Annotated in this window: 19 protein-coding genes; 13 read left to right on the top strand and 6 right to left on the bottom strand. The window is 67.6% G+C overall.

Features of this window, described 5'->3' with window-relative positions; all coding sequences use genetic code 11:
* Nucleotides 1-283: 283 nt before the first annotated feature.
* The 5 genes from ACWCPQ_RS16220 to mftE all read right to left on the bottom strand — a co-directional run bounded on the left by ACWCPQ_RS16220 (nucleotide 284) and on the right by mftE (nucleotide 6184).
* Complete coding sequence (locus ACWCPQ_RS16220; protein WP_449899283.1) at nucleotides 284-1960, bottom strand: fumarate hydratase; 1677 nt, start codon at nucleotides 1958-1960, stop codon at nucleotides 284-286.
* Between the two features lie 242 nt (nucleotides 1961-2202).
* A complete protein-coding gene (locus ACWCPQ_RS16215; protein ID WP_449899280.1) occupies nucleotides 2203-3081 on the bottom strand; it encodes an NAD(P)-dependent oxidoreductase in 879 nt (292 codons plus the stop codon).
* A 2-nt stretch (nucleotides 3082-3083) separates the two neighbouring features.
* Entirely contained in the window at nucleotides 3084-3977 is an 894-nt protein-coding gene (locus tag ACWCPQ_RS16210; RefSeq protein ID WP_449899278.1) for an NAD(P)-dependent oxidoreductase, read from the bottom strand.
* A 294-nt stretch (nucleotides 3978-4271) separates the two neighbouring features.
* Nucleotides 4272-5489 (bottom strand): pre-mycofactocin synthase MftD, encoded by a 1218-nt coding sequence (gene mftD, locus ACWCPQ_RS16205; protein WP_449899275.1) that lies wholly within the window; start codon nucleotides 5487-5489, stop codon nucleotides 4272-4274.
* Complete coding sequence (gene mftE, locus ACWCPQ_RS16200) at nucleotides 5486-6184, bottom strand: mycofactocin biosynthesis peptidyl-dipeptidase MftE (protein WP_449899384.1); 699 nt, start codon at nucleotides 6182-6184, stop codon at nucleotides 5486-5488. The genes mftD and mftE overlap by 4 nt, the downstream gene beginning before the upstream one ends.
* Before the next feature lie 123 nt (nucleotides 6185-6307).
* Between mftE and mftR the strand changes: the two genes are divergently transcribed.
* From mftR to ACWCPQ_RS16165, 7 genes are all read left to right on the top strand, one after another.
* Entirely contained in the window at nucleotides 6308-6925 is a 618-nt protein-coding gene (gene mftR / locus ACWCPQ_RS16195; protein WP_449899272.1) for a mycofactocin system transcriptional regulator, read from the top strand.
* A gap of 117 nt (nucleotides 6926-7042) precedes the next feature.
* The gene (locus tag ACWCPQ_RS16190; protein WP_030521382.1) at nucleotides 7043-7945 is read left to right on the top strand and encodes an STAS domain-containing protein; all 903 of its coding nucleotides are present in this window, start codon (nucleotides 7043-7045) and stop codon (nucleotides 7943-7945) included.
* Nucleotides 7946-7957: 12 nt separating this feature from the next.
* Nucleotides 7958-8350, top strand: a complete 393-nt coding sequence (locus tag ACWCPQ_RS16185; protein ID WP_327150760.1) for an STAS domain-containing protein — start codon at nucleotides 7958-7960, stop codon at nucleotides 8348-8350.
* Nucleotides 8328-8753, top strand: a complete 426-nt coding sequence (locus tag ACWCPQ_RS16180; RefSeq protein ID WP_327150759.1) for an anti-sigma regulatory factor — start codon at nucleotides 8328-8330, stop codon at nucleotides 8751-8753. The genes ACWCPQ_RS16185 and ACWCPQ_RS16180 overlap by 23 nt, the downstream gene beginning before the upstream one ends.
* Nucleotides 8746-9390, top strand: a complete 645-nt coding sequence (locus ACWCPQ_RS16175; RefSeq protein WP_449899267.1) for a SpoIIE family protein phosphatase — start codon at nucleotides 8746-8748, stop codon at nucleotides 9388-9390. Before ACWCPQ_RS16180 ends, ACWCPQ_RS16175 begins: the two co-directional genes overlap by 8 nt.
* A gap of 16 nt (nucleotides 9391-9406) precedes the next feature.
* Complete coding sequence (locus ACWCPQ_RS16170) at nucleotides 9407-11737, top strand: SpoIIE family protein phosphatase (RefSeq protein WP_449899264.1); 2331 nt, start codon at nucleotides 9407-9409, stop codon at nucleotides 11735-11737.
* A gap of 43 nt (nucleotides 11738-11780) precedes the next feature.
* Nucleotides 11781-12119, top strand: a complete 339-nt coding sequence (locus ACWCPQ_RS16165; RefSeq protein WP_449899261.1) for an STAS domain-containing protein — start codon at nucleotides 11781-11783, stop codon at nucleotides 12117-12119.
* Between the two features lie 177 nt (nucleotides 12120-12296).
* On the opposite strand, the gene ACWCPQ_RS16160 is transcribed toward ACWCPQ_RS16165, so the two are convergent.
* On the bottom strand, nucleotides 12297-13337 hold the full coding sequence (locus ACWCPQ_RS16160) for an LLM class F420-dependent oxidoreductase (protein WP_449899259.1): 1041 nt from the start codon (nucleotides 13335-13337) through the stop codon (nucleotides 12297-12299).
* A 130-nt stretch (nucleotides 13338-13467) separates the two neighbouring features.
* On the opposite strand from ACWCPQ_RS16160, the gene ACWCPQ_RS16155 reads away from it, so the two are divergent.
* The 6 genes from ACWCPQ_RS16155 to ACWCPQ_RS16130 all read left to right on the top strand — a co-directional run bounded on the left by ACWCPQ_RS16155 (nucleotide 13468) and on the right by ACWCPQ_RS16130 (nucleotide 20177).
* Nucleotides 13468-14130 (top strand): cyclodeaminase/cyclohydrolase family protein, encoded by a 663-nt coding sequence (locus ACWCPQ_RS16155; protein ID WP_449899256.1) that lies wholly within the window; start codon nucleotides 13468-13470, stop codon nucleotides 14128-14130.
* Between the two features lie 218 nt (nucleotides 14131-14348).
* Nucleotides 14349-14633, top strand: coding sequence for a hypothetical protein (locus tag ACWCPQ_RS16150; RefSeq protein WP_449899254.1), 285 nt, complete (start codon nucleotides 14349-14351; stop codon nucleotides 14631-14633).
* A 271-nt stretch (nucleotides 14634-14904) separates the two neighbouring features.
* Complete coding sequence (locus tag ACWCPQ_RS16145) at nucleotides 14905-16056, top strand: glycosyltransferase family 4 protein (protein ID WP_449899382.1); 1152 nt, start codon at nucleotides 14905-14907, stop codon at nucleotides 16054-16056.
* Nucleotides 16053-18164, top strand: coding sequence for an amylo-alpha-1,6-glucosidase (locus ACWCPQ_RS16140; RefSeq protein ID WP_449899252.1), 2112 nt, complete (start codon nucleotides 16053-16055; stop codon nucleotides 18162-18164). Before ACWCPQ_RS16145 ends, ACWCPQ_RS16140 begins: the two co-directional genes overlap by 4 nt.
* 119 nt (nucleotides 18165-18283) lie before the next feature.
* A complete protein-coding gene (locus ACWCPQ_RS16135) occupies nucleotides 18284-19036 on the top strand; it encodes a L,D-transpeptidase (protein ID WP_449899249.1) in 753 nt (250 codons plus the stop codon).
* Between the two features lie 292 nt (nucleotides 19037-19328).
* Nucleotides 19329-20177: a hypothetical protein gene (locus ACWCPQ_RS16130; protein WP_449899247.1), complete on the top strand. Its 849-nt coding sequence runs from the start codon at nucleotides 19329-19331 to the stop codon at nucleotides 20175-20177.

Below are 20177 nucleotides of genomic sequence, written 5' to 3'. Positions count from 1 at the left end.
TGCGTCTTTACCGCCGTGTCCACCACGAAAAAACCCTTACCCATGCTTACGAGACCGGCTACCGCATCGGGGTACCCGCCGGCAACCCTGGGTGCACCGGATCGGCCGGATTCGCCACAGATCTACGCGGGGCCGGGATTCCTTGTAGCACAACGGTTTCTGTGCCCGGCCGCCGATCTCGCCCCGGCGAGTCCCGTCGGCCGGGGCACGGTGGTGGCGCCGCGCCTGCCCGGCAGGCGCGGCGCGGAACGGAAGCCGGCCTTCCGGAACCCCGACCGCGGACTCAGACCCGTTCCGCGGACCGAGTGCGCACCCGCAGCGCGATCGGCTTCTGGGTTTCGGCGAAGAAATCGTTGCCCTTGTCGTCCACCACGATGAACGCCGGGAAATCCTCGACCTCGATCTTCCACACCGCTTCCATACCCAGTTCCGGGTATTCGAGGACCTCGACCGATTTGATGCAGTCCAGCGCGAGCCGGGCGGCGGGGCCGCCGATGGAGCCGAGGTAGAACCCGCCGTGCTCCTTGCACGCCTTGGTGACCTGGGCGGAGCGGTTGCCTTTGGCCAGCATCACGAACGACCCGCCGGCCGCCTGGAACTGGTCGACATAGGAGTCCATCCGACCCGCGGTGGTGGGGCCGAAGGAACCCGAGGCGTAGCCGTCCGGGGTTTTGGCCGGTCCGGCGTAGTAGACGGCCATATCGCGCAGGTACTGCGGCATCTCTTCGCCCGCGTCGAGGCGTTCCTTGATCTTGGCGTGCGCGATGTCGCGGGCCACCACCAACGGACCCGACAGCGAGAGCCGGGTCTTCACCGGGTACTTGGAAAGTTCCGCACGGATCTCGTCCATCGGCCGGTTCAGGTCGACCTTCACCACATCACCGCCGAGGATGGCGTCGGTCTGCTCGGGCAGATACTGCGCGGGTTCGCGTTCGAGCTGCTCCAGGAACACCCCCTCGGGGGTGATCTTGGCCAGGGCCTGCCGGTCGGCGGAGCAGGAGACCGCGAGCGCCACCGGGCAGCTCGCACCGTGCCGGGGCAACCGCACCACCCGGACGTCGTGGCAGAAGTACTTACCGCCGAACTGGGCGCCGATCCCGAAGGACTGGGTCAGTTTGAAGACTTCCTGTTCGAGGTCGAGATCGCGGAAGGCGTGCCCGGTCATCGAGCCCTCGGTGGGCAGATTGTCCAGATAGTGCGCCGAGGCGTATTTGGCGGTCTTGAGCGCGAATTCGGCACTGGTGCCACCGATGACCACGGCGAGGTGGTACGGCGGGCAGGCCGCGGTACCCAGTGAGCGGATCTTCTCGTCCAGGAACTCCAGCATCCGCGTGGGGTTCAGGATCGCCTTGGTCTCCTGGTACAGGAACGATTTGTTCGCCGAACCGCCGCCCTTGGCCATGTACAGGAACTTGTAGGCCGGCTTCGCGGGATCGCCGGGCGCGGAGTACAGCTCGACCTGCGCGGGCAGGTTGGACCCGGTGTTCTTCTCGTCCCACATGGTGATGGGCGCGAGCTGCGAATAGCGCAGGTTCAGCTTCGTGTAGGCGTCGAAGACGCCGCGGCTGATCCATTCGGCGTCGTCGGCACCGGTGAGCACACCCTCGGATTTCTTACCCATCACGATGGCTGTTCCGGTGTCCTGGCACATGGGCAGGATCCCGCCGGCGGAGATATTGACGTTCTTCAGCAGATCCAGCGCCACGAAACGGTCGTTACCGCTGGCCTCGGGATCGTCGATGATGCTGCGCAGCTGGGACAGATGCGCGGGCCGCAGATAGTGGCTGATGTCGTGCATCGCCTCGGCGGTCAGCATCCGCAGGACCTCCGGGTCGACCTGGAGGAAGGTCCGGCCGCCGGATTCGAAGGTGCTGACGCCCTCGGTGGTGAGCAGCCGGTACGGGGTGTCGTCGGCGCCGATCGGGAGCAGGTCTGAATAACGGAACTCGGGCGCGGTCACCGATCGCACTCCTTTGGAGGTGGGCTGCTGGTCTAACAGGGCGCAGCCGCGGAGAACAGCCACTGCGCCGGGGTCGAGCACAGCGAGCCTAGCGGCCTTCCCGCACCCCACCTGGAGTTAGGCAAACCTAAATCGTAACCCACCAGCACCGGTGATCGGCGGGTTACCGGCCCTGGCACCGTAGGAACCATCGCCCGGTAGCACCGCATCCGTATCCGGCCGTCACGGCTCCGGGGCCGGGGTCAGGCATCACGACCTCGAAGCAGCTGGAAAGTCGAAACCGGCGCACCTGCCCGCTCGCTCTCGGACAAGGCGCGCAGCCAGTGATCCCGAACCGCACGCGCCAGGTCGGTACCCACTCCGACGGCCGCGGCGGTCTCGACCACGTGCCCGGCACCGGCCGCCATCATCTGCAGATGTCCGATATCACGCCACCCGCCGGTATCGGCGGCCATGGCGGCGACCGCAGCGTACAGCTCCGTCATATCGCCCATCGACCGTTGCGCATAAGGCAGGAACCGCTCGACCGGTTCACCCGAGCGCTCGATCATGGCCAGCGCTTGTTCGAAAGCGAGCAGTCCGGACAGGAAGATCGTGAGGACTGCCTGGTAATACAGTTGCGCGAGCCCGGCATCCACTCCCAGGTATTCCGGCCGGCCCAGGGGGCCGAGTATCTCGACGCAGGCATCGAACACCTCGCGTTCGCCGCTGTAGAAGATGAAGGAGTCCGCGCCCCCGACACCCGCTCCATCGGCCATCACTCCACCGGCGAGGAACCGGCCCCCTCGTGCCCGGACCCATCGCGCCGCACTACGTGTCTCCTCCGGCGAATCCGACGAGAGGTTGACAATCGTCTTCCCCCGCAGATGATCGGCGGCAGCCTCGAGGACGTCATACATCGCGGCGTAGTCGGTCAAACTGACCAGGATCACTTCGCCGGCATCGACGGCCTGTGCGACCGTATCCGCACGGGCAGCGCCGAACTCCCCCATGGCGTGCGCTTTCTCCGGACTGCGGTTCCACACGGTGACCGCGGTGCCCGCAGCACGCAACGTCTCGACCATTGCCCGCCCCATCGGACCGAGCCCGATAACGGTCACCGAACCGGCTACTCGACGCATGATCACGCATCCTTGCGGGGTTCGCGGGCGGCCGAGGCCCGGGCGGCCGGAGCCATGAGCTCGAACAGCGCGGTGATGCTCTGCTCGCCTCGACCTTCGGCCACCGCCCGGCGCAACAGCTCGTGCATCGGAGCGTGCCACGACATATCGACACCCGAATCAGCGCCGAGCCGCTCGTCGTCGGGGATCTGATCGTGGAACAAGGCGATCGAGGAACCGAGCCGGGTGAAGTCCCGGTCGTCGATCTCTCCGGCCATGAGCGGTAGCAGAGATTCGATCATCTGCAGCCACTTGACAGAGTAGGACACCATCGACTGCGCCGAGAGCCCGCGCACCGACAGTAATGCCGCCCCTTCGAAGAACCCGAGCAGCGAGGGAAGCAGAGTGGCACCGACGGCCGACTCGTAGAGGGCGGCCAGATCCGGTTCCTCGCCCAGATGCACGAGATCGCCACCGAGAGCCCGCAATACGCCCTCATGGTCGTCGAAGACGGCCCGGTCACCGCCGAAATACAGCAGTGTGTCCGGCTTTCCGACGGCTGCGGGCACATTCTTGATCGCTCCGCCGAGGAACCGGGCCCCACAGCCGCGCACCCACGCCGCGAATTCCCGCGCGTCGGTGGGGGTGCCACTGTTGAGGGTGATCAAGGTTCGCCCGGTCAGCTGGGACTCTGCGCCCGTCAAGCTTTCGCGTGCGGCCCGGAATGTGCTGGTACAACTGATGATCAGCGAGCCGACGGCCAGGGCATCGGCGATGGCGAGCCGATGGTCGGCGCCCGCGGTCACCAACGGGGCCGCTCGTTGCGGGGTGCGATTCCATACGGTGGTCGGATGCCCTGCCGCGAGAAAGGCTTCGGCCAGAGCACGACCCATCGACCCGGTGCCGAGCACAGTCACCGGAATCGGCCGGTCGGCCGGTCGGCCTCCCGTACGTGCTGTTCGGGGCGGTTCTGCAGTCATGTTCACAGGGATCGAGTGTCGGCGTGGCCGGTGGGGCCGACAAGTACACACTTTCCAGTGCGGTACCTCACCTGCAAGTAAGCGAGCTGCCCGCGAAGCCCCCGGGTGTGGGCGGATGACCGATATCACAGGGCGTCCCGATCCGGACATCACCGCAGTGCTGCGGCCGGCTCTCCCGAAGCGAGACGGCCGCAGCACTGCGGTGCGAATCGGACCACTACACCGACCGCGTCATACCGCTTCGGCAGTCGATTCCGGTATCCGCAACTGCGTCGACGCATCGACGCCCAGCCGCCGCTCGAAGCCCTCGGGGATCACGATATCGAACCGGTCCAGCTCGGTGATGCTGGTCTTTCGCAGCCCGAGCAGCGCGGAATCGATCCCGCCGCGCAGGATGTCCAGCACGTTCTCCACCCCGGCCTGCCCGTTCGCCGCCAGACCCCACAGGTATGCGCGGCCGATCATGACCGCCCGCGCACCGAGCGCCACCGCCTTGACCACATCGCTGCCCCGGCGGATACCGCCGTCGAGCAGGATCTCGATCTCGTGCCCCACCGCATCCGCCACCACCGGGAGGGCACGGATGGAAGCCGGGGTGCCGTCGAGGTTGTTACCACCGTGGTTGGACACCGAGATGGCCGCCACACCGGCATCGACCGCGCGCCGCGCGTCGTCCACCCGCATCACACCCTTGAGCATCACCGGACCGTCCCACTGCTCGCAGACCCAGGCCACATCGGCCCAGTCCGGCGGTGTCGTCCCCATCCATTCGCCGTAGGCGCCGAAGAAGCCCGGAGCCGGCGCGTCCCCGAGCGCCATATTGGGCGCGGTGAGATCGGGCAGTGACCCCGATTTCAGATACGTGGTGAGCCAGCGCGGTTTGACCATCACCTGCGGCGCGAAACTCGCCATCGTCTTCAAGTCGAGTTTCTCCGGAATCGACGGGCTGCCCCAGTCGCGGCCGTGCGAGAACGACCAGTCCAGCGTGAGGATCAGCCCCACCGCCCCCGCGGCTTTCGCCCGCGCCATACGCCCGACGATATCGTCCTTGCTCCCGCACCAGTAGAGCTGGAAGAAGGTGGCGGGGTTGGCCGCGACGACCTCTTCCACCGGCTTGCTGGCGAAGGAGGAGAGGCCCATCGCCGTCCCGCGGGCCGCGGCGGCGCGGGCCACGGCGACCTCACCATCGGGGTGCACGGCCTGCACACCGGTCGGCGAGATGATCACCGGCATCGAGATCTGCTGACCCAGCACGGTAGTCGACTGGTCGCGTTCGCCGATGGGCCCGGCGACGTGCGGGGCGAAACCGAGCTCACCGAAGGCGGCCTGGTTGTCGTCGATGGTCAGACCGCGTTCCGAGCCGGCGACCAAGGCGCCGTACACCGATTTCGGCAGCCGTTTCTTCGCGCGCCGATGCGCTTCGGCGACGGTTTCGAACCACGGATTCATGGTCGGATCCTTTCCACTGGTTCCGGCCACCACTGCCGGATCTGTTCGTACAACTGGGAGACGAGCCGTTCGAGTAGTTCGGCGCCTTCGGCAGCGGTCGCGCCGGTGGGATCACCGAGCACCCCGTTGGCGCTCACCGCGGCTACGCCGCCCGCCCGCAACTGCGGCAGAATTTCGGCGAGCGGCCGCGTATCGCCGGATTCGGCGCGTCCGAGGCGCACGCGTTCCGGGGCAAGGTGCAACTGCAGTGCGGTCTCGGCCCGGCCGGCGTGCGCGTCACCGTCGTGGCGTGGCAGGAACAGCCGGATATCGCGGGATTCACCGCGTAACCGGCCCACCGCCCGGCGCAACGCGTCGATATTGCCGCCGTGCCCGTTGACCAGCACGATCCGCTCGAAAGTATCGGTCGCGGACCGGCACAGTTCGACGACCAGCAATTCCAGCGCCGCCTGCCCGATCGACAGCGTGCCGGGGAATCCGGCATGCTCACCGCTCGCGCCGTAGGCGAGCGCCGGGGCGACGAGCGTCTCGGGACGGCGCGCGGCCAGGCCCGCCGCTATCGCACCGGCCAGATCGGTATCGGTGGACAGCGGCAGGTGCGGGCCGTGCTGTTCGGTCGCGCCGACCGGTACCAGCAGCACCCGGGCGGCCGCGCCGGGCGCGCCCACCTCGGGCGATGTGAGGTCCGCCACCATCATGCGCCGAGATTAACGTCAGTGACTGACATAATCAAGAGCCCAGGGCCCCGCGACAGCCCCGGACGCAACTGCCCGGGGGTACCGACCCCGAACGCGGCGGTCACAGCGCACTATTTACTCGTGACGGCACAGCATCCCCGCGGCCGCCCGCGGGGCACCACCAAACGCGAGCTCGAACTGATCGCGATGCGGTTGTTCAGCGAGCAGGGATTCGACGAGACCACCGTCGAGCAGATCGCCGCCGCGGCCGGGATCAGCGGCCGCACCTTCTTCCGGTATTTCCCGGGCAAGGCCGAAGTGCTCTGGTATTCGTTCGACGACGAGGTCACCGCGCTACGAGCCGCGTTCGCCACCGTGCCCGACGCCGAGCCCATGATGGCAGCCGTCCGGCGCGTGGTGGTGAACGCCAATCGATACCGCGCCGAGGACGTCCCCGAACTACGGGTCCGGATGAAACTCGTCGCCGATGTACCCGCGCTGACCGCTACGGCCGGTCCCCACTACGACGCCTGGGAGCGCACCGTGGGCGAGTTCGCCGCCGAACGGCTGGGGGAACCCGCGGATTCACTCCTGCCGATGGCGGTCGGGCGCACCACGCTGGCCGCGGCCCGGGCCGCCTTCGACGCGTGGCTCGCCCGGGCGGACGCGGATCTCACCGTGTATCTGGATCGAGCACTCGGCGCGCTCGAGCACGGTTTCCCGACCCCCGGCGCGACCCCGGTCACACCGACGCGATAAAACCTGACCGGCAGGTTTCGCCAGTATGGGCGCGTGGGTATGACTAGGCTCGGTAATCGGCACGACCGCCGGAAATCTATGATGTACCCGACCGCCGTCGAAAGGGGCACAAGTTACATGTCCGAGGTGTCCATGGGCCTTTCGGCGGACTCGTTGGCTGCGGGACCCGTAGACAATCTGCTCCCACAGCTCGTCGAGCATCTGCGCCAGAACCGCACCGCGCTGCGCGAGGAGTGGGCCCGGCGGATCACCGAGGCGCGCCTGCTGACCGCGATGACGCCGGAGGAGGTCTTCTCCGAGGCGACCTCGGTCTACGACAACTACGTCGAGGTTCTGGAGACCGGTAGCGTCGAGGCGCTGCAGGCCTACGCCCGCGATCTCTCCGAGCGCATCATTCCGCGTGGGGTGGAGACCGACGAGGTCCTCGGCATGGTGCTGTTGCTGCGCGATGTGCTGGCCCGGTCGTTGTTCGAGAAGTACCAGTCCAATTTCGAGTTGCTGAACGCGGTGCTCGACGCCTACGAACCGGCGGCCAACCGGATCGCCAATACGGTGGGCGTCTCCTTCGTCCAGGAGCGCGAACGCGTCATCCGCCAGCAGCAGGAAGCGATCCGGGAGCTGTCCACCCCGGTTCTGCAGGTCCGTGAACAACTGCTGATCCTGCCGATAATCGGCGTGCTCGACAGCCAGCGTGCCCGCCAGCTCACCGAACAACTGCTGCGCGCCATCCGGAACAACCGTGCCAAGGTCGTCGTCATCGATATCACCGGTGTGCCCGATATCGACTCCACCGTGGCCAATCACCTGGTGCAGACCGTCGACGCGTCGGGACTCATGGGTGCCAGCGTCATCATGACCGGCCTGTCCTCCGAGATCGCGCTGACACTGGTCACCATCGGGCTGGACCTGTCGAAGATGAACGCGGTCGGCGATCTGCAGGGCGGTATCGAGGAAGCGGAACGGTTACTGGGCTACGAAGTGTCCAGAGTGACCGAGCGCAGCGAACGCGATTCGCGCTGACCGGAATCCACTATGCCAGTACCGATCCTCAAACAGGGCACATATCTGATCGCGTCGGTGCAGTCGGCGCTGACCGATGCCGATACCGAACGCCTCCAGGACGACCTGATGAAGCAGGTCAGCAAGTACCGCGCGCAGGGCATCATCGTCGATGTGACAGCGATCGACGTGATGGACTCCTTCGCGGCCAGATCATTGCGCACCATCGCGCATATGACACAGCTGCGCGGGGCGGAAACCGTCATCGTGGGCCTACAGCCCGAAGTCGCTTTCGCCATGGTGCAACTCGGCCTCACTTTCGAGGACATGCATACCGCCCTGGACCTCGAAGAGGGCTTGGCCTGGTTGAACCGCAAGGCCTCGGCGCGGCGTCAGCACCGAGATGGTCGTGACAGTGCCCGCTGAACAGGTGGTTATCGCGGTGAAGATGTCGAACGACATCGTGACCGCACGTCAGGCCGGACGTGAGCTGGCCGAAGAACTCGGCTTCACCCTGACCGACCGGACCATGATCTCCACGGCGATCTCGGAGGTCGCGCGGAATATCACCAGTTATGCCGGCAGCGGTGAGATCCGGCTGCAGGTCGACGAACGCGACGGCCGCCGCGCTCTGGTGGTCCAGGCCAAGGATCAGGGTCCCGGAATCATCGATATCGCCCGGGCCATGGAAGACGGCTATTCGACCGGCCTCGGCCTGGGTCTCGGTCTCCCCGGTGCCAAACGGCTGATGGACGGCATGGCCATCGAATCCGCGCCCGGCGCAGGCACGTTGGTGGAGATGTGGAAGTGGGTACCCCACGGTGCATGAGGACGGGTACATCGGCCGGATCGAATGGGCGATGGCCGGCCGCCCCCTCCCCGGACAGGACGTATCCGGAGATCGCTGCCTCGTCCTGGATACCGGTGCCGGTGTCGTTCTGTTCGCGGTGCTCGACGGTCTGGGTCACGGCGCGGCGGCGGCCGCCGCGGTGGACCGCGCGACACGGGTACTCGCCGAGCACCGCGCCGAACCGCTGGACGCACTGATGGTGCTGTGCCATCGGGCCATGTCCGATACTCGTGGTGCCGCGGTCACCCTGGTCTTGTTCGGCACGGAGGAAACGCAGTGGCTCAGTGTCGGCAATGTCGAATCGCATCTGTTCACGGCCGGTCCCACCGGCCCGCAGATCAGCGCCAGTGTCCTACAGAGCGGCGGTATCGTCGGATATCGGCTGCCCTCGATTCTGCAGCCGCAGACCGTGCCGGTCCGGCCCGGCGATCTGCTGCTGATGTCCACCGACGGGGTGGAAGCCGAACCGGGCCAAGGTGTGGATCTCGCGAAATCGACCGCGGAGATCGTGCACGAGCTGTTGAACCGGCACGCCAAGGACTCCGACGATGCCCTGGTCCTCGCGGCCCGGGTGCGCGGTGCCTCGAACGGAACCGCCCAGCGAGAAGTGTCGTGATCCGGCGAGGCCGGCGATGAGCACGGTACTCGCGGCGTTCCTCGACGCCTACGCCGACGCCCTGCGCCGCCATCTCGCCGATCCCGAGGGCGACGGTCTGGCCGAAGGCCATGAGCTGGGTCGCCGGGCGCTCGTCGAGGGCATCAGCCTGCTCGATCTCACCGAGCACCATTTCCGGGTGGCGAGGCAGGTGCAGTCGGAAGCCGTCGCGGCGGCCCCGCCGCCGGAATCGGCCGGTAAAGAGAATTCGCTCGCGGAGCGGGCACTCGAATTCCTGTTACAGACCCTGATCACACTGGATGTCGCGACCCGCGGCTATCTCGACGGCACCCGCCGCTACGAACAGCAACGGTCCCGCGCCGACGATCTCGCCGGACGCGACGAATTCCGGACCGCGCTGGTCGAATCGCTCCAGGACGGGTTCTTCGTCGCCGACGCGCGCGGCACCCTCATCGAGGTGAACAAGGCCTTCGGTGAGCTCACCGGTTACGGCGCCGCCGGGGTGCCCTATCCGCTACCGCATCCGTGGGCTATCCCGGAGGGTCCCCGCTACCCCGACCTGGGGACCGAAGCGTCCCGGTTCGTGGTGCCGATCCAGCACCGCGACGGACGCCGCCGCTGGATCGCGGTGAGCACGAGTGCCCTGGTGAAACCCGACGGCGAGGAACACATCTTCGTCGGCACCGTCCGCGATGTCACCGCCGAGCACGACGCCCAGGCCCGCGACCAGGCGGCCAATCGGCTGGCCACCGCGCTCGCCGCGGCGACTACGGTGGCCGAGGTGCTCGAGGTGGGCCTGGACGAGCTGCGGCGCACGGTGGGCGCGGAAACCGCGGTGGTCGCGGTGTGGACTTCGCCCACCGCGCCGGAGGTCTATACCTCCGGCATTCCCCCGGCCGCCGCGGCCGGATCACGGCTCGAACCCGCGACCGAGGCCATTCTCAAGCGCGCGCGAGTGCGGCCCGGTCGCACGCTGATAGCAGTTCCGGAGGGTGCGGGCAGCGCCCAGGGTATCGTCGCGCCGCTCGGCGAGAAGAGCGATGCGGCGCTGTGGTTGCGGTTCGCGGTACCCCGCGTCGTCGACGCCGCCGATTGGACTCTTTTCTCACTGCTGATCGGGCATCTCAGCCTGGCCGTGCAGCGAGCCCGCAACTTCGATGCGGCCCGCTCCACCTCGCTGACCCTGCAGCGGGCCATGCTGGGTCCCATCGAACTCCCGCCGCGGTTCTCGGTGCACTACGAACCGGCGCTGCCACCGCTGGAGATCGGTGGCGACTGGTACGACGTGGTGCCGCTGCCCGACGGCACCATCGGCGTGGTGGTCGGCGACTGTGTGGGCCGCGGCCTGTCCGCGGCCGTGGTGATGGGGCAGTTGCGTACGGCCGCCCGCGCGCTGCTGCTCCGCGGCGCCGGTCCCGCCCAGCTGCTCACCGAGCTCGACCCGGTGGCGGCCCGTATTCCCGGCGCACTGTGCACCACCGTCTGCGCGGCGGTACTGGACCCGGTACGGGGTCTGGTGCGGTACAGCAACGCGGGTCATATGCCGCCCATCCTGGCCGATGTGGACAAGACCGGGCGCATGCTGGAAGGTGGCCGTTCGGTGCCGTTGGCGACCTTCGAGACAGCACGCCGCCCGGAGGCCACCACGCCGTTGCCCCCCGGATCGACCCTGGTGCTGTTCACCGACGGTCTGGTGGAACGCCGCGGTGAGGATATCGACGAGGGTTTCACCAAGATCGCCGATATCCTGGCCCATACCGCCGAGAAACTACCCCGTCAGGTCGCCGATTCGGTGCTCTCGGCGCTGCGGCCCGAGGGCGGGTACGACGACGATATCGCCATGGTGGTCTACCGGCAGCCGCCCGCGCCGTTGCGGCTGGATGTACCGGCCCGGCCGGACCGGCTGGCCATGCTGCGCCGTACGCTGACAGCGTGGCTGTCGTCCGCGGCGGTACCGCACAACCTGACTTCGGATCTGGTGGCCGCCACCAACGAGGCGTGCAGCAACAGTATCGAGCACGCCTACCAGAACGGCGGCGGTGAGGCCGAACGGGTCGTCCTCACCGCCGAATGCGTAGGCGACCGGGTGGTCATCGAGACCACCGATACCGGGACCTGGCGCCCGCGTCCGGCCGATCCGGGACCGCGGGGTCGCGGGATCGATATGATGCGAGCACTGACCGAAGAACTCGAGATAGATCACCACCTGGGCCCCGGAACCCGGGTACGGATGTCGGTGACGCTTCCGGCGATCACGTTCCCGGTGGCCAGCGCCCTGCGCGGGACGGCGAACCGGTCCGGCGGGGATACGATGCAGCGAGATCGAGAGACTCATGGCAGATTGTGAAGATGTGACCAACACTCCTCCAGACGCGAATCTCACGGATACGATGACGACCTCGGTCGCCGACCACGACGGGGTCACCGTGCTCACGGTTACCGGAGAGGTCGACCTCGCGACGGCCCCGGCCCTGGAGACCGCGATCGATGCGGCTCTCGACGCCGATCCGGCCGGCCTCGTCGTCGACCTGGCCGCGGTGAGCTTCCTGGCGTCGGCCGGGATGGCCGCGCTGGTCGCCGCGCATCAGCGGGCCGGCGACAAGACCACGATCGCCCTGGTCGCCGACGGACCCGCCACCAGCCGTCAGCTGAAGATGACGGCCCTGGACCAGGTTTTCGCCTTGCACACCACCTTGGCGGCCGCCCTGGCGAGTTTCCGGGCGGGCTGAGCCGGACCCCACCGATGACCGGGCCGGCGAGACGTGAACTCGCCGGCCCGGCTCGTTGTCCAGATGCGGTATGGCGCAACATACTCGCACCGATCGAGCAACTCCCGACCGGTCCCGGATCGCACCGAACACCGGTTTCGGGCTGGTGACGCGTAGCTCACCAGCGCCCGCAGGATGTCAGTCGCAGATCGCGCGGAACTGCTCGATGAGTTTGACGCGGTCGGCCGGTGTCGCGGCCAGTGGCGCGACATTGAGGACGGTGACCCCGGCTTCGGCGAACGCGGCGACCCGTTCCTTCACATAACCGGCCGGGCCGATCAACGAGATATCGCGGACCAGATCGTCGGGAACCACCTGCGTCGCTTCGTCTTTCTTACCCGCCAGGTAGAGCTCCTGGATGCGGTCGGCCTCGGCGCCGTACCCGTAGCGGGTGGCCAGGGTGTGATAGAAGTTCTTGCCCTTGGCGCCCATTCCGCCGATGTAGAGCGCCAGCATCGGTTTCACGAAGCCCAGTAGCGGTTCCACGTCTTCGCCGATGGCCAGGGCCGGACCGGCGTAGACATCGAGTGGGCCGAGTTCGGGATCGCGCTTCGCATTTCCGGCGCGCAGCGCGTCACCGAATACCGCGTCGGCACGCTCGGGCAGGAAGAAGATCGGCTGCCAGCCTTCGGCGATCTCCGCGGCCAGTTCCACGTTCTTGGGGCCCAGCGCGGCGAGTAGCACCGGAACACGTTCGCGCACCGGGTGGTTGATCAGCTTCAGCGGTTTGCCCAGACCGGTGCCGGTGCCCTCGGGCAGCGGGATCTGGTAGTACTTGCCCTGGTAGTCCAGCCGTTCCCGGCGCCAGACCTTGCGGCAGATCTCCACGAGTTCACGGGTACGCCCGATCGGCGCATCGTAGGGCACGCCGTGGAATCCCTCGATCACCTGCGGACCGGAGGCACCCAGGCCGAGAACGAATCGGCCGTCGGAGACGAAATCGAGGCCCGCCGCGGTCATCGCGGTCAGCGTGGGCGTCCGGGTGTAGAGCTGCAGGATTCCCGACGCCAGCTGCAACCGGGAGGTCTTGGCGGCGAGGTAGCCCAGAGCGCTGACCGCGTCGAAGGAGTACGCCTCGGGCACGAACACGATGTCCAGCCCGGCCCGCTCCAAATCGGCCACTTCGGCCGCTGCCTCGGTGAAGCCGCCCGAGTAGTTGATGCTCAATCCGATCCGCATGCCCTCAACATAATCCCGCCTACGGGGTGGCCCGGCACCGGCCACGCCGGGCGACGCTGTAGGTTGAAACCGGTAACCCCTCGAGCAGTGCAGCTAACTTCGAGCAATTTTGATCGAGAAAGGCCGAATCGTGTCGCAGCCCACCCAATCGCCTCAGCACACCGCCAGCGGTTTCGGCGGTTCGCCGATCGGTGACTACCTGGGCGAACTCGCGGCGAAGGTCCCCGCGCCGGGTGGCGGCGCGGTGGCCGCGCTACACGCCGCGCAGGGCGCCGCGCTGATCGCGATGGTCGCTCGCTACACCACCCGAGCCAAGGACGCCGAGCACCGGCCGGTCGTCGATCGGATCATCGAAGCCGCCGATACGGCCCGGGCACGCGCCCTGGCCCTGGCCGACGCCGACGCCGACGCCTTCACCGCCGTCGGCGCCGCCTACAAACTGCCCAAGGACACCGACGACGAGGCGACGGCGCGGTCGGCGGCGATCCACGCAGCGTTGCTGGAGGCCGCCCGAGTACCCGCCGCGGTGATCGACGAAGCCGACCGGATCCTGGGCCTGGCTACCGAACTGCTGCCGATCGGTAATCCGAATGTAGTCACCGATATCGGCGCCGCCGCCGCGGCCGCGCGGGCCGCAGCGGTCACCTCCCAACTGAATATCGAGATCAATGTCGTCTCGCTCCCGGACGAGCATGCCGCGGCTTTCGCCGAGGTGCTGGCGGGTATCGAAGAAATCAACGCCCGGGCCGATTCGCTGCACCAGGAGGTGCTTCGTGCGGTCCGCGGTGGATGATTCACGTGCACATATCAGCACGCGCGAATTAACCAGGTTTATGCCGAAATGGGATTATTCGAGATCGAGTGGACAACGGAGCACGCGTAGAATGGGCCTCGTTCCTGAAATTCACACTGCTCCACCGCTCCACCCAGGCTCGATCAGCTAGACCGGCCGGCGGGGCACCGGCGGCCGGGGAACTGTTTGCCCCAGCTCGACGAGTGCAGGAGGTAACGGTGAGGATCGGGTACACATCGGCGCCGCTCGCGGCGGAAGCCCCGGATTCGGGTATCGATGTCATCACCGAACACGGAGTCGTATCCAATATCGCCGACTGTTCGGCGGATCCAGGAGTGTTGACGCTCGGCCAGGCCCGGCGCGCACACGATATCCATCGACTCTGTTCTTCCGAATGTCTGGTCCTGAGACGGGCCGGCCTCACCTTGGCCATCGCTTCGGCCACCCCGGATCTACCCGCGTTCGGCATTTCGCCCGGGCGATCCGCGCACTACGGCGATTGATTCCCGCGCGGCGGGTGGAAGTCCCCGCCTCGTCGCGCTTCTTTCCGGCGCCGGGTATTCCGGCGCGCTTCCGATAGCAGTACTGCTCTCGCACCGAATGGTTGTCTATCAGCTCCACCCATTGGCCGGGTGGCGATTGCGTTATGCCGCAGGGCCACTAATCGAGGAGGACGAGTTGAGCACCATATTCACGAATGCGGATTCCGAATCGGATACCCCGGCGCGAAAACCGCGGCGCGCAGGTTTCGGAGGAAACGGTCGTAACCACCCGCTGAACATCGTGCTGGTCGCCCCGCCGTATTTCGATGTCCCCCCGGCCGGTTACGGCGGTGTCGAGGCCGTGGTGGCCGAGCTCGCCGACACGCTGGTCGCACGCGGACACCGGGTGACACTGCTCGGCGCCGGAAAACCCGGTACGGAGGCCGAATTCGTCCCGGTCTGGGAGAACATCCAGGCCGACCGACTGGGCGACCCCTTCCCCGAAGTGGTCAACGCGCTCAAGGTGCGGCGCGTAGTCGAGAAGCTCGCCCGCTCCAGGCATATCGACATCATCCACGACCACACTTTCGCCGGCCCACTGAACGCCCCCGCCTACGAAGCGCTGGGCATTCCCACCGCGGTCACCGTGCACGGGCCGGTCGACAACGATATGTGGGAGTACTACGGCGCCCTCGACGAACACACCCGGCTCGTCGCGATCAGCGACCGGCAGCGCGAACTGGCACCGAGTTTCAATTGGATCGGCCGCGTACACAATGCATTGCGGCCCAGCGAATGGCCCTTCCGCACCGAGAAGCAGGACTACGCGCTGTTCCTCGGCCGCTACGCCTCCTACAAGGGCCCCCAGCTCGCGTTGCGCGCCGCACACGAGGCGGGGATAAAGCTGATCCTGGCCGGAAAATGCAACGAGCCGCCGGAGAAGGCGTTCTTCGCGCAGGAGATCGAACCCCTGCTCACCGATACCGACCATGTCTTCGGGGAAGCCGACGCGGTCGCCAAACGGGAACTGCTCGCCGGCGCGCGTTGCCTGTTGTTCCCGATCCGGTGGGAGGAGCCGTTCGGCATCGTCATGATCGAGGCCATGGCCTGCGGGACCCCGGTGGTGGCGTTGCGCGGCGGCGCGGTCGACGAGGTGATCGAACACGGCGTCACCGGTTTCATCTGCGATCACCCCGACGAACTCCCGGCCGCCATCGCCCGGGCCGGTGAACTCGATCCGCACGCCTGCCGGCGCCGCGTCGAAGATTATTTCGGCGTGGATCAGCTGGGTGCCGGGTACGAAGCCGCCTACTACCGCATACTCGATGCGTGGGACGAATCCCATCACAGTGGGCAGCCATTGACCGCCGTCGGTACGCGCCGCAGTTCGGTACCCGAGATACGCGCCGACGCCGGCACGACACCGGTATGGAGTAGGGCATGAACGCACCGCCGAGAATTCTCAACTCCGGCCAGCCCGCCGCCATCAACGGCGGCGGGGGGACGGTGACCCTGGTCGAGGCGAGCACCTTCTGCCTGTCCGACCCCCTCGGCGATATCCATTCCGGCACTTCGCAAGGCCTTTTCTACCGGGATTCCCGGCTGATCTCACGGTGGGAACTGCGCCTGGACGGCCAACCGGCCGAACACCTCACCGTGCTCACCCCGGAGGCCTTCAAGGGCCGGTTCATCCTGCGCAAACCCCCACGCGCCGGAGTCGCCGACAGCACCGTGCTCGTGGTGCGTCGGCGGCTCATCGGCAACGGGCTCAAGGAAACCGTCACCGTGCACAACCTCGGACACGAGGACACGGGGATGACCATCACGATATTCGTCGACTCCGATTTCGCGGATCTGTTCGCGGTCAAGGAGGGTCGCAACCACGGTGGCGGCGCCGAGCACAATGCCGTCGACGGCGACCTGCACCTGACCGACCGCAACGAACCCGGGCGTGGCCTGACCATCAGCGCCACGGCCGGTGCGGTCATGCTGCCCGGTACCATCACCTGGCAGGTGGTGGTACCGGCCCGCGGCCGCTGGGACACCGAGATCCTGGCCCAGCCCGTCGTCTCGCACCGCCGGGTGCAGATGGCCTTCGGCGACGACGAGGACAGCCCGATCAGCCGGCTGAAGGCGTGGCGGGCCACCGCCACCGACCTCACCGCGACCGATCCGGCACTGTCGGAGGTGCTGCAGCGTACCGAGAGCGATCTCGGCGCACTGCGCATCGACGGCAGTACCGACGGCGCACCGGCCTATGTGGCCGCCGGGGCGCCCTGGTTCATGGCCCTGTTCGGGCGGGACAGCCTGCTGACCTCCTGGATGGCGCTACCGCTGGACTCTGCGCTCGCGGTGGGCACCCTGCGCCGCCTGGCCGATCTGCAGGGCACCAAGGTCAACCCGATCACCGAGGAGGAACCGGGTCGCATCATGCACGAGATGCGGCACGGACCGGCCAGCAATCAGGTCCTGGGTGGAACCGTCTACTACGGTTCGGTGGACGCGACCCCGCTGTTCGTGATGCTGCTGGCCGAATGCTGGCGCTGGGGCGCGAGCGACCAGGTGATCCGCGAACTGCTCCCGGCCGCCGACGCGGCGCTGGCCTGGGTCGACGAATACGGCGACGCCGACGGCGACGGTTTCGTCGAGTACCGCCGGAAAACCGATCGCGGCCTGAGCAACCAGGGCTGGAAGGACAGCTTCGATGCGATCAACGACGCATCGGGCCATCTGGCCGAACCGTCCATCGCGTTGTGCGAGGTCCAGGGCTATGTGTACGCGGCCCGGCTGGCCCGCGCTCAGCTCGCCGACCATTTCGGCGATACCGGTGCCGCCGCGCGCCTGCGGGCACAGGCCGAGAACCTCAAGGACCGGTTCGACGAGGCCTTCTGGGTCGCCAAGAACGGCTGGTATGCCGTCGCCCTGGACGGGCAGAAGAACCAGGTCGACGCGCTGACCAGCAACGCCGCCCAATGCCTGTGGACCGGCATCGTCTCCGACGAGCGCGCCACCGAACTCATCGAGCGGCTGGCCGATGTGAGCATGGACAGCGGGTTCGGCCTGCGCACGCTGGCCACCGGTATGGGCGCCTTCAACCCCATGAGCTACCACAACGGCTCGATCTGGCCGCACGACACCGCGATCGCGGTGGCCGGACTGCTCCGCTACCGGCATATTTCCGGGGCCTCGGAGCTGGCCGAACGGCTCACCACCGGACTGCTCGACGCCGCCATCGACTTCGGTGGCAGGCTACCGGAGCTGTTCTGCGGTTTCGCGCGCACCGAGTTCCGATCGCCGGTGCCCTACCCCACCTCGTGCTCCCCGCAGGCCTGGGCGAGCGCGGCGCCGCTGCTGCTGGTCCGTTCCTTCCTCGGGCTCTCGCCGTGTGCACCGCATCGTGTCCTGCGGGTGACCCCGCAGTTGCCGCGGGAATGGGGCAAAGTCGGCCTGACGGACCTGCGATTGGGATCTGCCACGGTCAGCATCCATGCGGAAGGGTCGACCATGCACGTCCACGGGCTGCCCGACGACTGGAAACTTGTCACCGAATAGCAATCACGCGGTGTGTCAACGTCGCGAACGGGTGCCGGGACGATATCTTGGGTGGTTGAGTTGATCATGGCCCCTTAGGATGGACGTCTGTCCACCAGTCGTCCGTAAGGGGTGGCACCATGAATATCGTTGCCCGGCACCTATTTCTAGCGATCGCGGTCGCACTCTCGCTGGCCGTCGCCCCCGCCGGGGCGCACGCCATGACGATCGATCGACCCGGCGCCGCATCAGTGGCCTCGGTGACCCCGTCCGACGGTGCCGTCGTCGGAATCGCTCATCCGGTTACCGTCCGGTTCGCCACCGCCGTCACCGATCGGGCCCGCGCCGAGAAGTCGCTGTCGGTCACCGCCGGCGATGCGCTGCCCGGTTCCTACACCTGGCGCGGTGACCGGGAACTGACCTGGACACCCAGTGGATATCTCCCGGCGAATACGACGCTCACCGTGAACTTCGGTGACCGCCGTACGCAGTTCGACACCAACGGCGGCGTGATCGCCGACGCGAACCTGTCGGCCCACACCTTCACTGTCAGCATGGGCGGCGTGGTGGTGCGGACGATGCCCGCTTCCATGGGCAAGCCCGGCTACGAGACCCCCACCGGCACCTATCCGATCCTGGAGAAGTTCCGCAACATCATCTTCGACTCCCGCACCATCGGTATCCCGCTGGATTCCCCGGAGGGATACCTGATCGACGGCGAATGGGCCGAACGACTCACCTGGGGCGGCGTGTTCGTCCATTCCGCACCCTGGTCGGTCGGCCAGCAGGGCAATTCCAACGTCAGCCACGGCTGTATCAATCTGGCTCCCGGCGACGCCTCCTGGTACTACGAGAACGTGGGTGTCGGCGATCCGGTGAACATCCACTGGTGAAACAGGGCGTCGGGCGCGGCTACCGCGCCCGACGGTGCCCCCCGGGCTGCGATCCGGTCGCCGATCCACTAGAACAATGGAGAGCGATCACGTGTCGTGAACCGATGAAGGGGGCCGCGCCATGGATCGACCGCCTCCGGGTCCTGCCGACAGGGAGCCGCTTCCCGGGGACCCCGCCGGCCCGGCCTGGAATCGGGACTCGCGAACTCCCCCGGCTACCGGGGACCCGGCTTCCCGGCAGCCGGATCTGTATCGGCCGCACTACGGTGCCTCCCCGGCGCCCGACGATGCGATGCCGACCGAACCCATACCGGTGCTGCGCCTGCCCGGGTGGGACAGTGGCAACGCCACCTACGAGGGCTCATGGTCGGATTGGGTCGCGCGGACGAGCGGCGAGGACGCCGACACCCGCCCCGACGAAGAGCCGGACCCGGATACGGATCCGGAACCCGGTTCCGACCCGGCCGAGACCGGTGGCGCCGCCGGGCACGACCCCGCCGCGACGGCCGAGCCGAGCCCACCGGCGAGTGCGCGGGAACGCCTGCGCCGGCGGCTGACCCCACCCGAGGCCTCCACTCCGGAACCGGCCCGCGCCGCCGCCGCGCCGAGCCGCCGGCGCGCGGCACCGGCGTTGCTCGGGGTGGCCGGTGTCGCGGCCCTCGGCGCGGCCGCGTACGTGCAGTTCGCGGTCGTGGGCGGCGAGGAAACACGTTCGCCCGCCGCGACCGCACCCAGCGCCACCGTGCCCGCCGTGGCCGGTGCCGATCCGCACTGTGCGGCGGAGCGGATCGGCAACACCGTGCAGGGCAACGGCGCGGGCGGCACCGACTCCGGGCCGGAAGCGATCTTCGGGTTCCAGCACGCCTACTACGTCGCCCGGTCCGGGGAACAGGCCCGTGCCCTGGTCGCGGCGGACGCCGCCGTGCCCCCGGCGGCCGATATCCAACGCGGTATCGACGGCATTCCGGCCGGAACCACCCACTGTGTGCGGATCACCCCCGGAGCGTTCGTCGGCCAGTACACGGTCGCCGTCACCGAGTACCGACCCGGTTCGGCACCGCTGGGATACAACCCGCAACTGGTCACGACGATGCGAATCGGTGATCGGACCTTGATCACCGGTATCGGCCCCATGCCCTGA

The sequence above is a fragment of the Nocardia sp. NPDC001965 genome, assembly GCF_053594175.1.
This window is presented reverse-complemented; position numbering and strand designations above follow the sequence as displayed.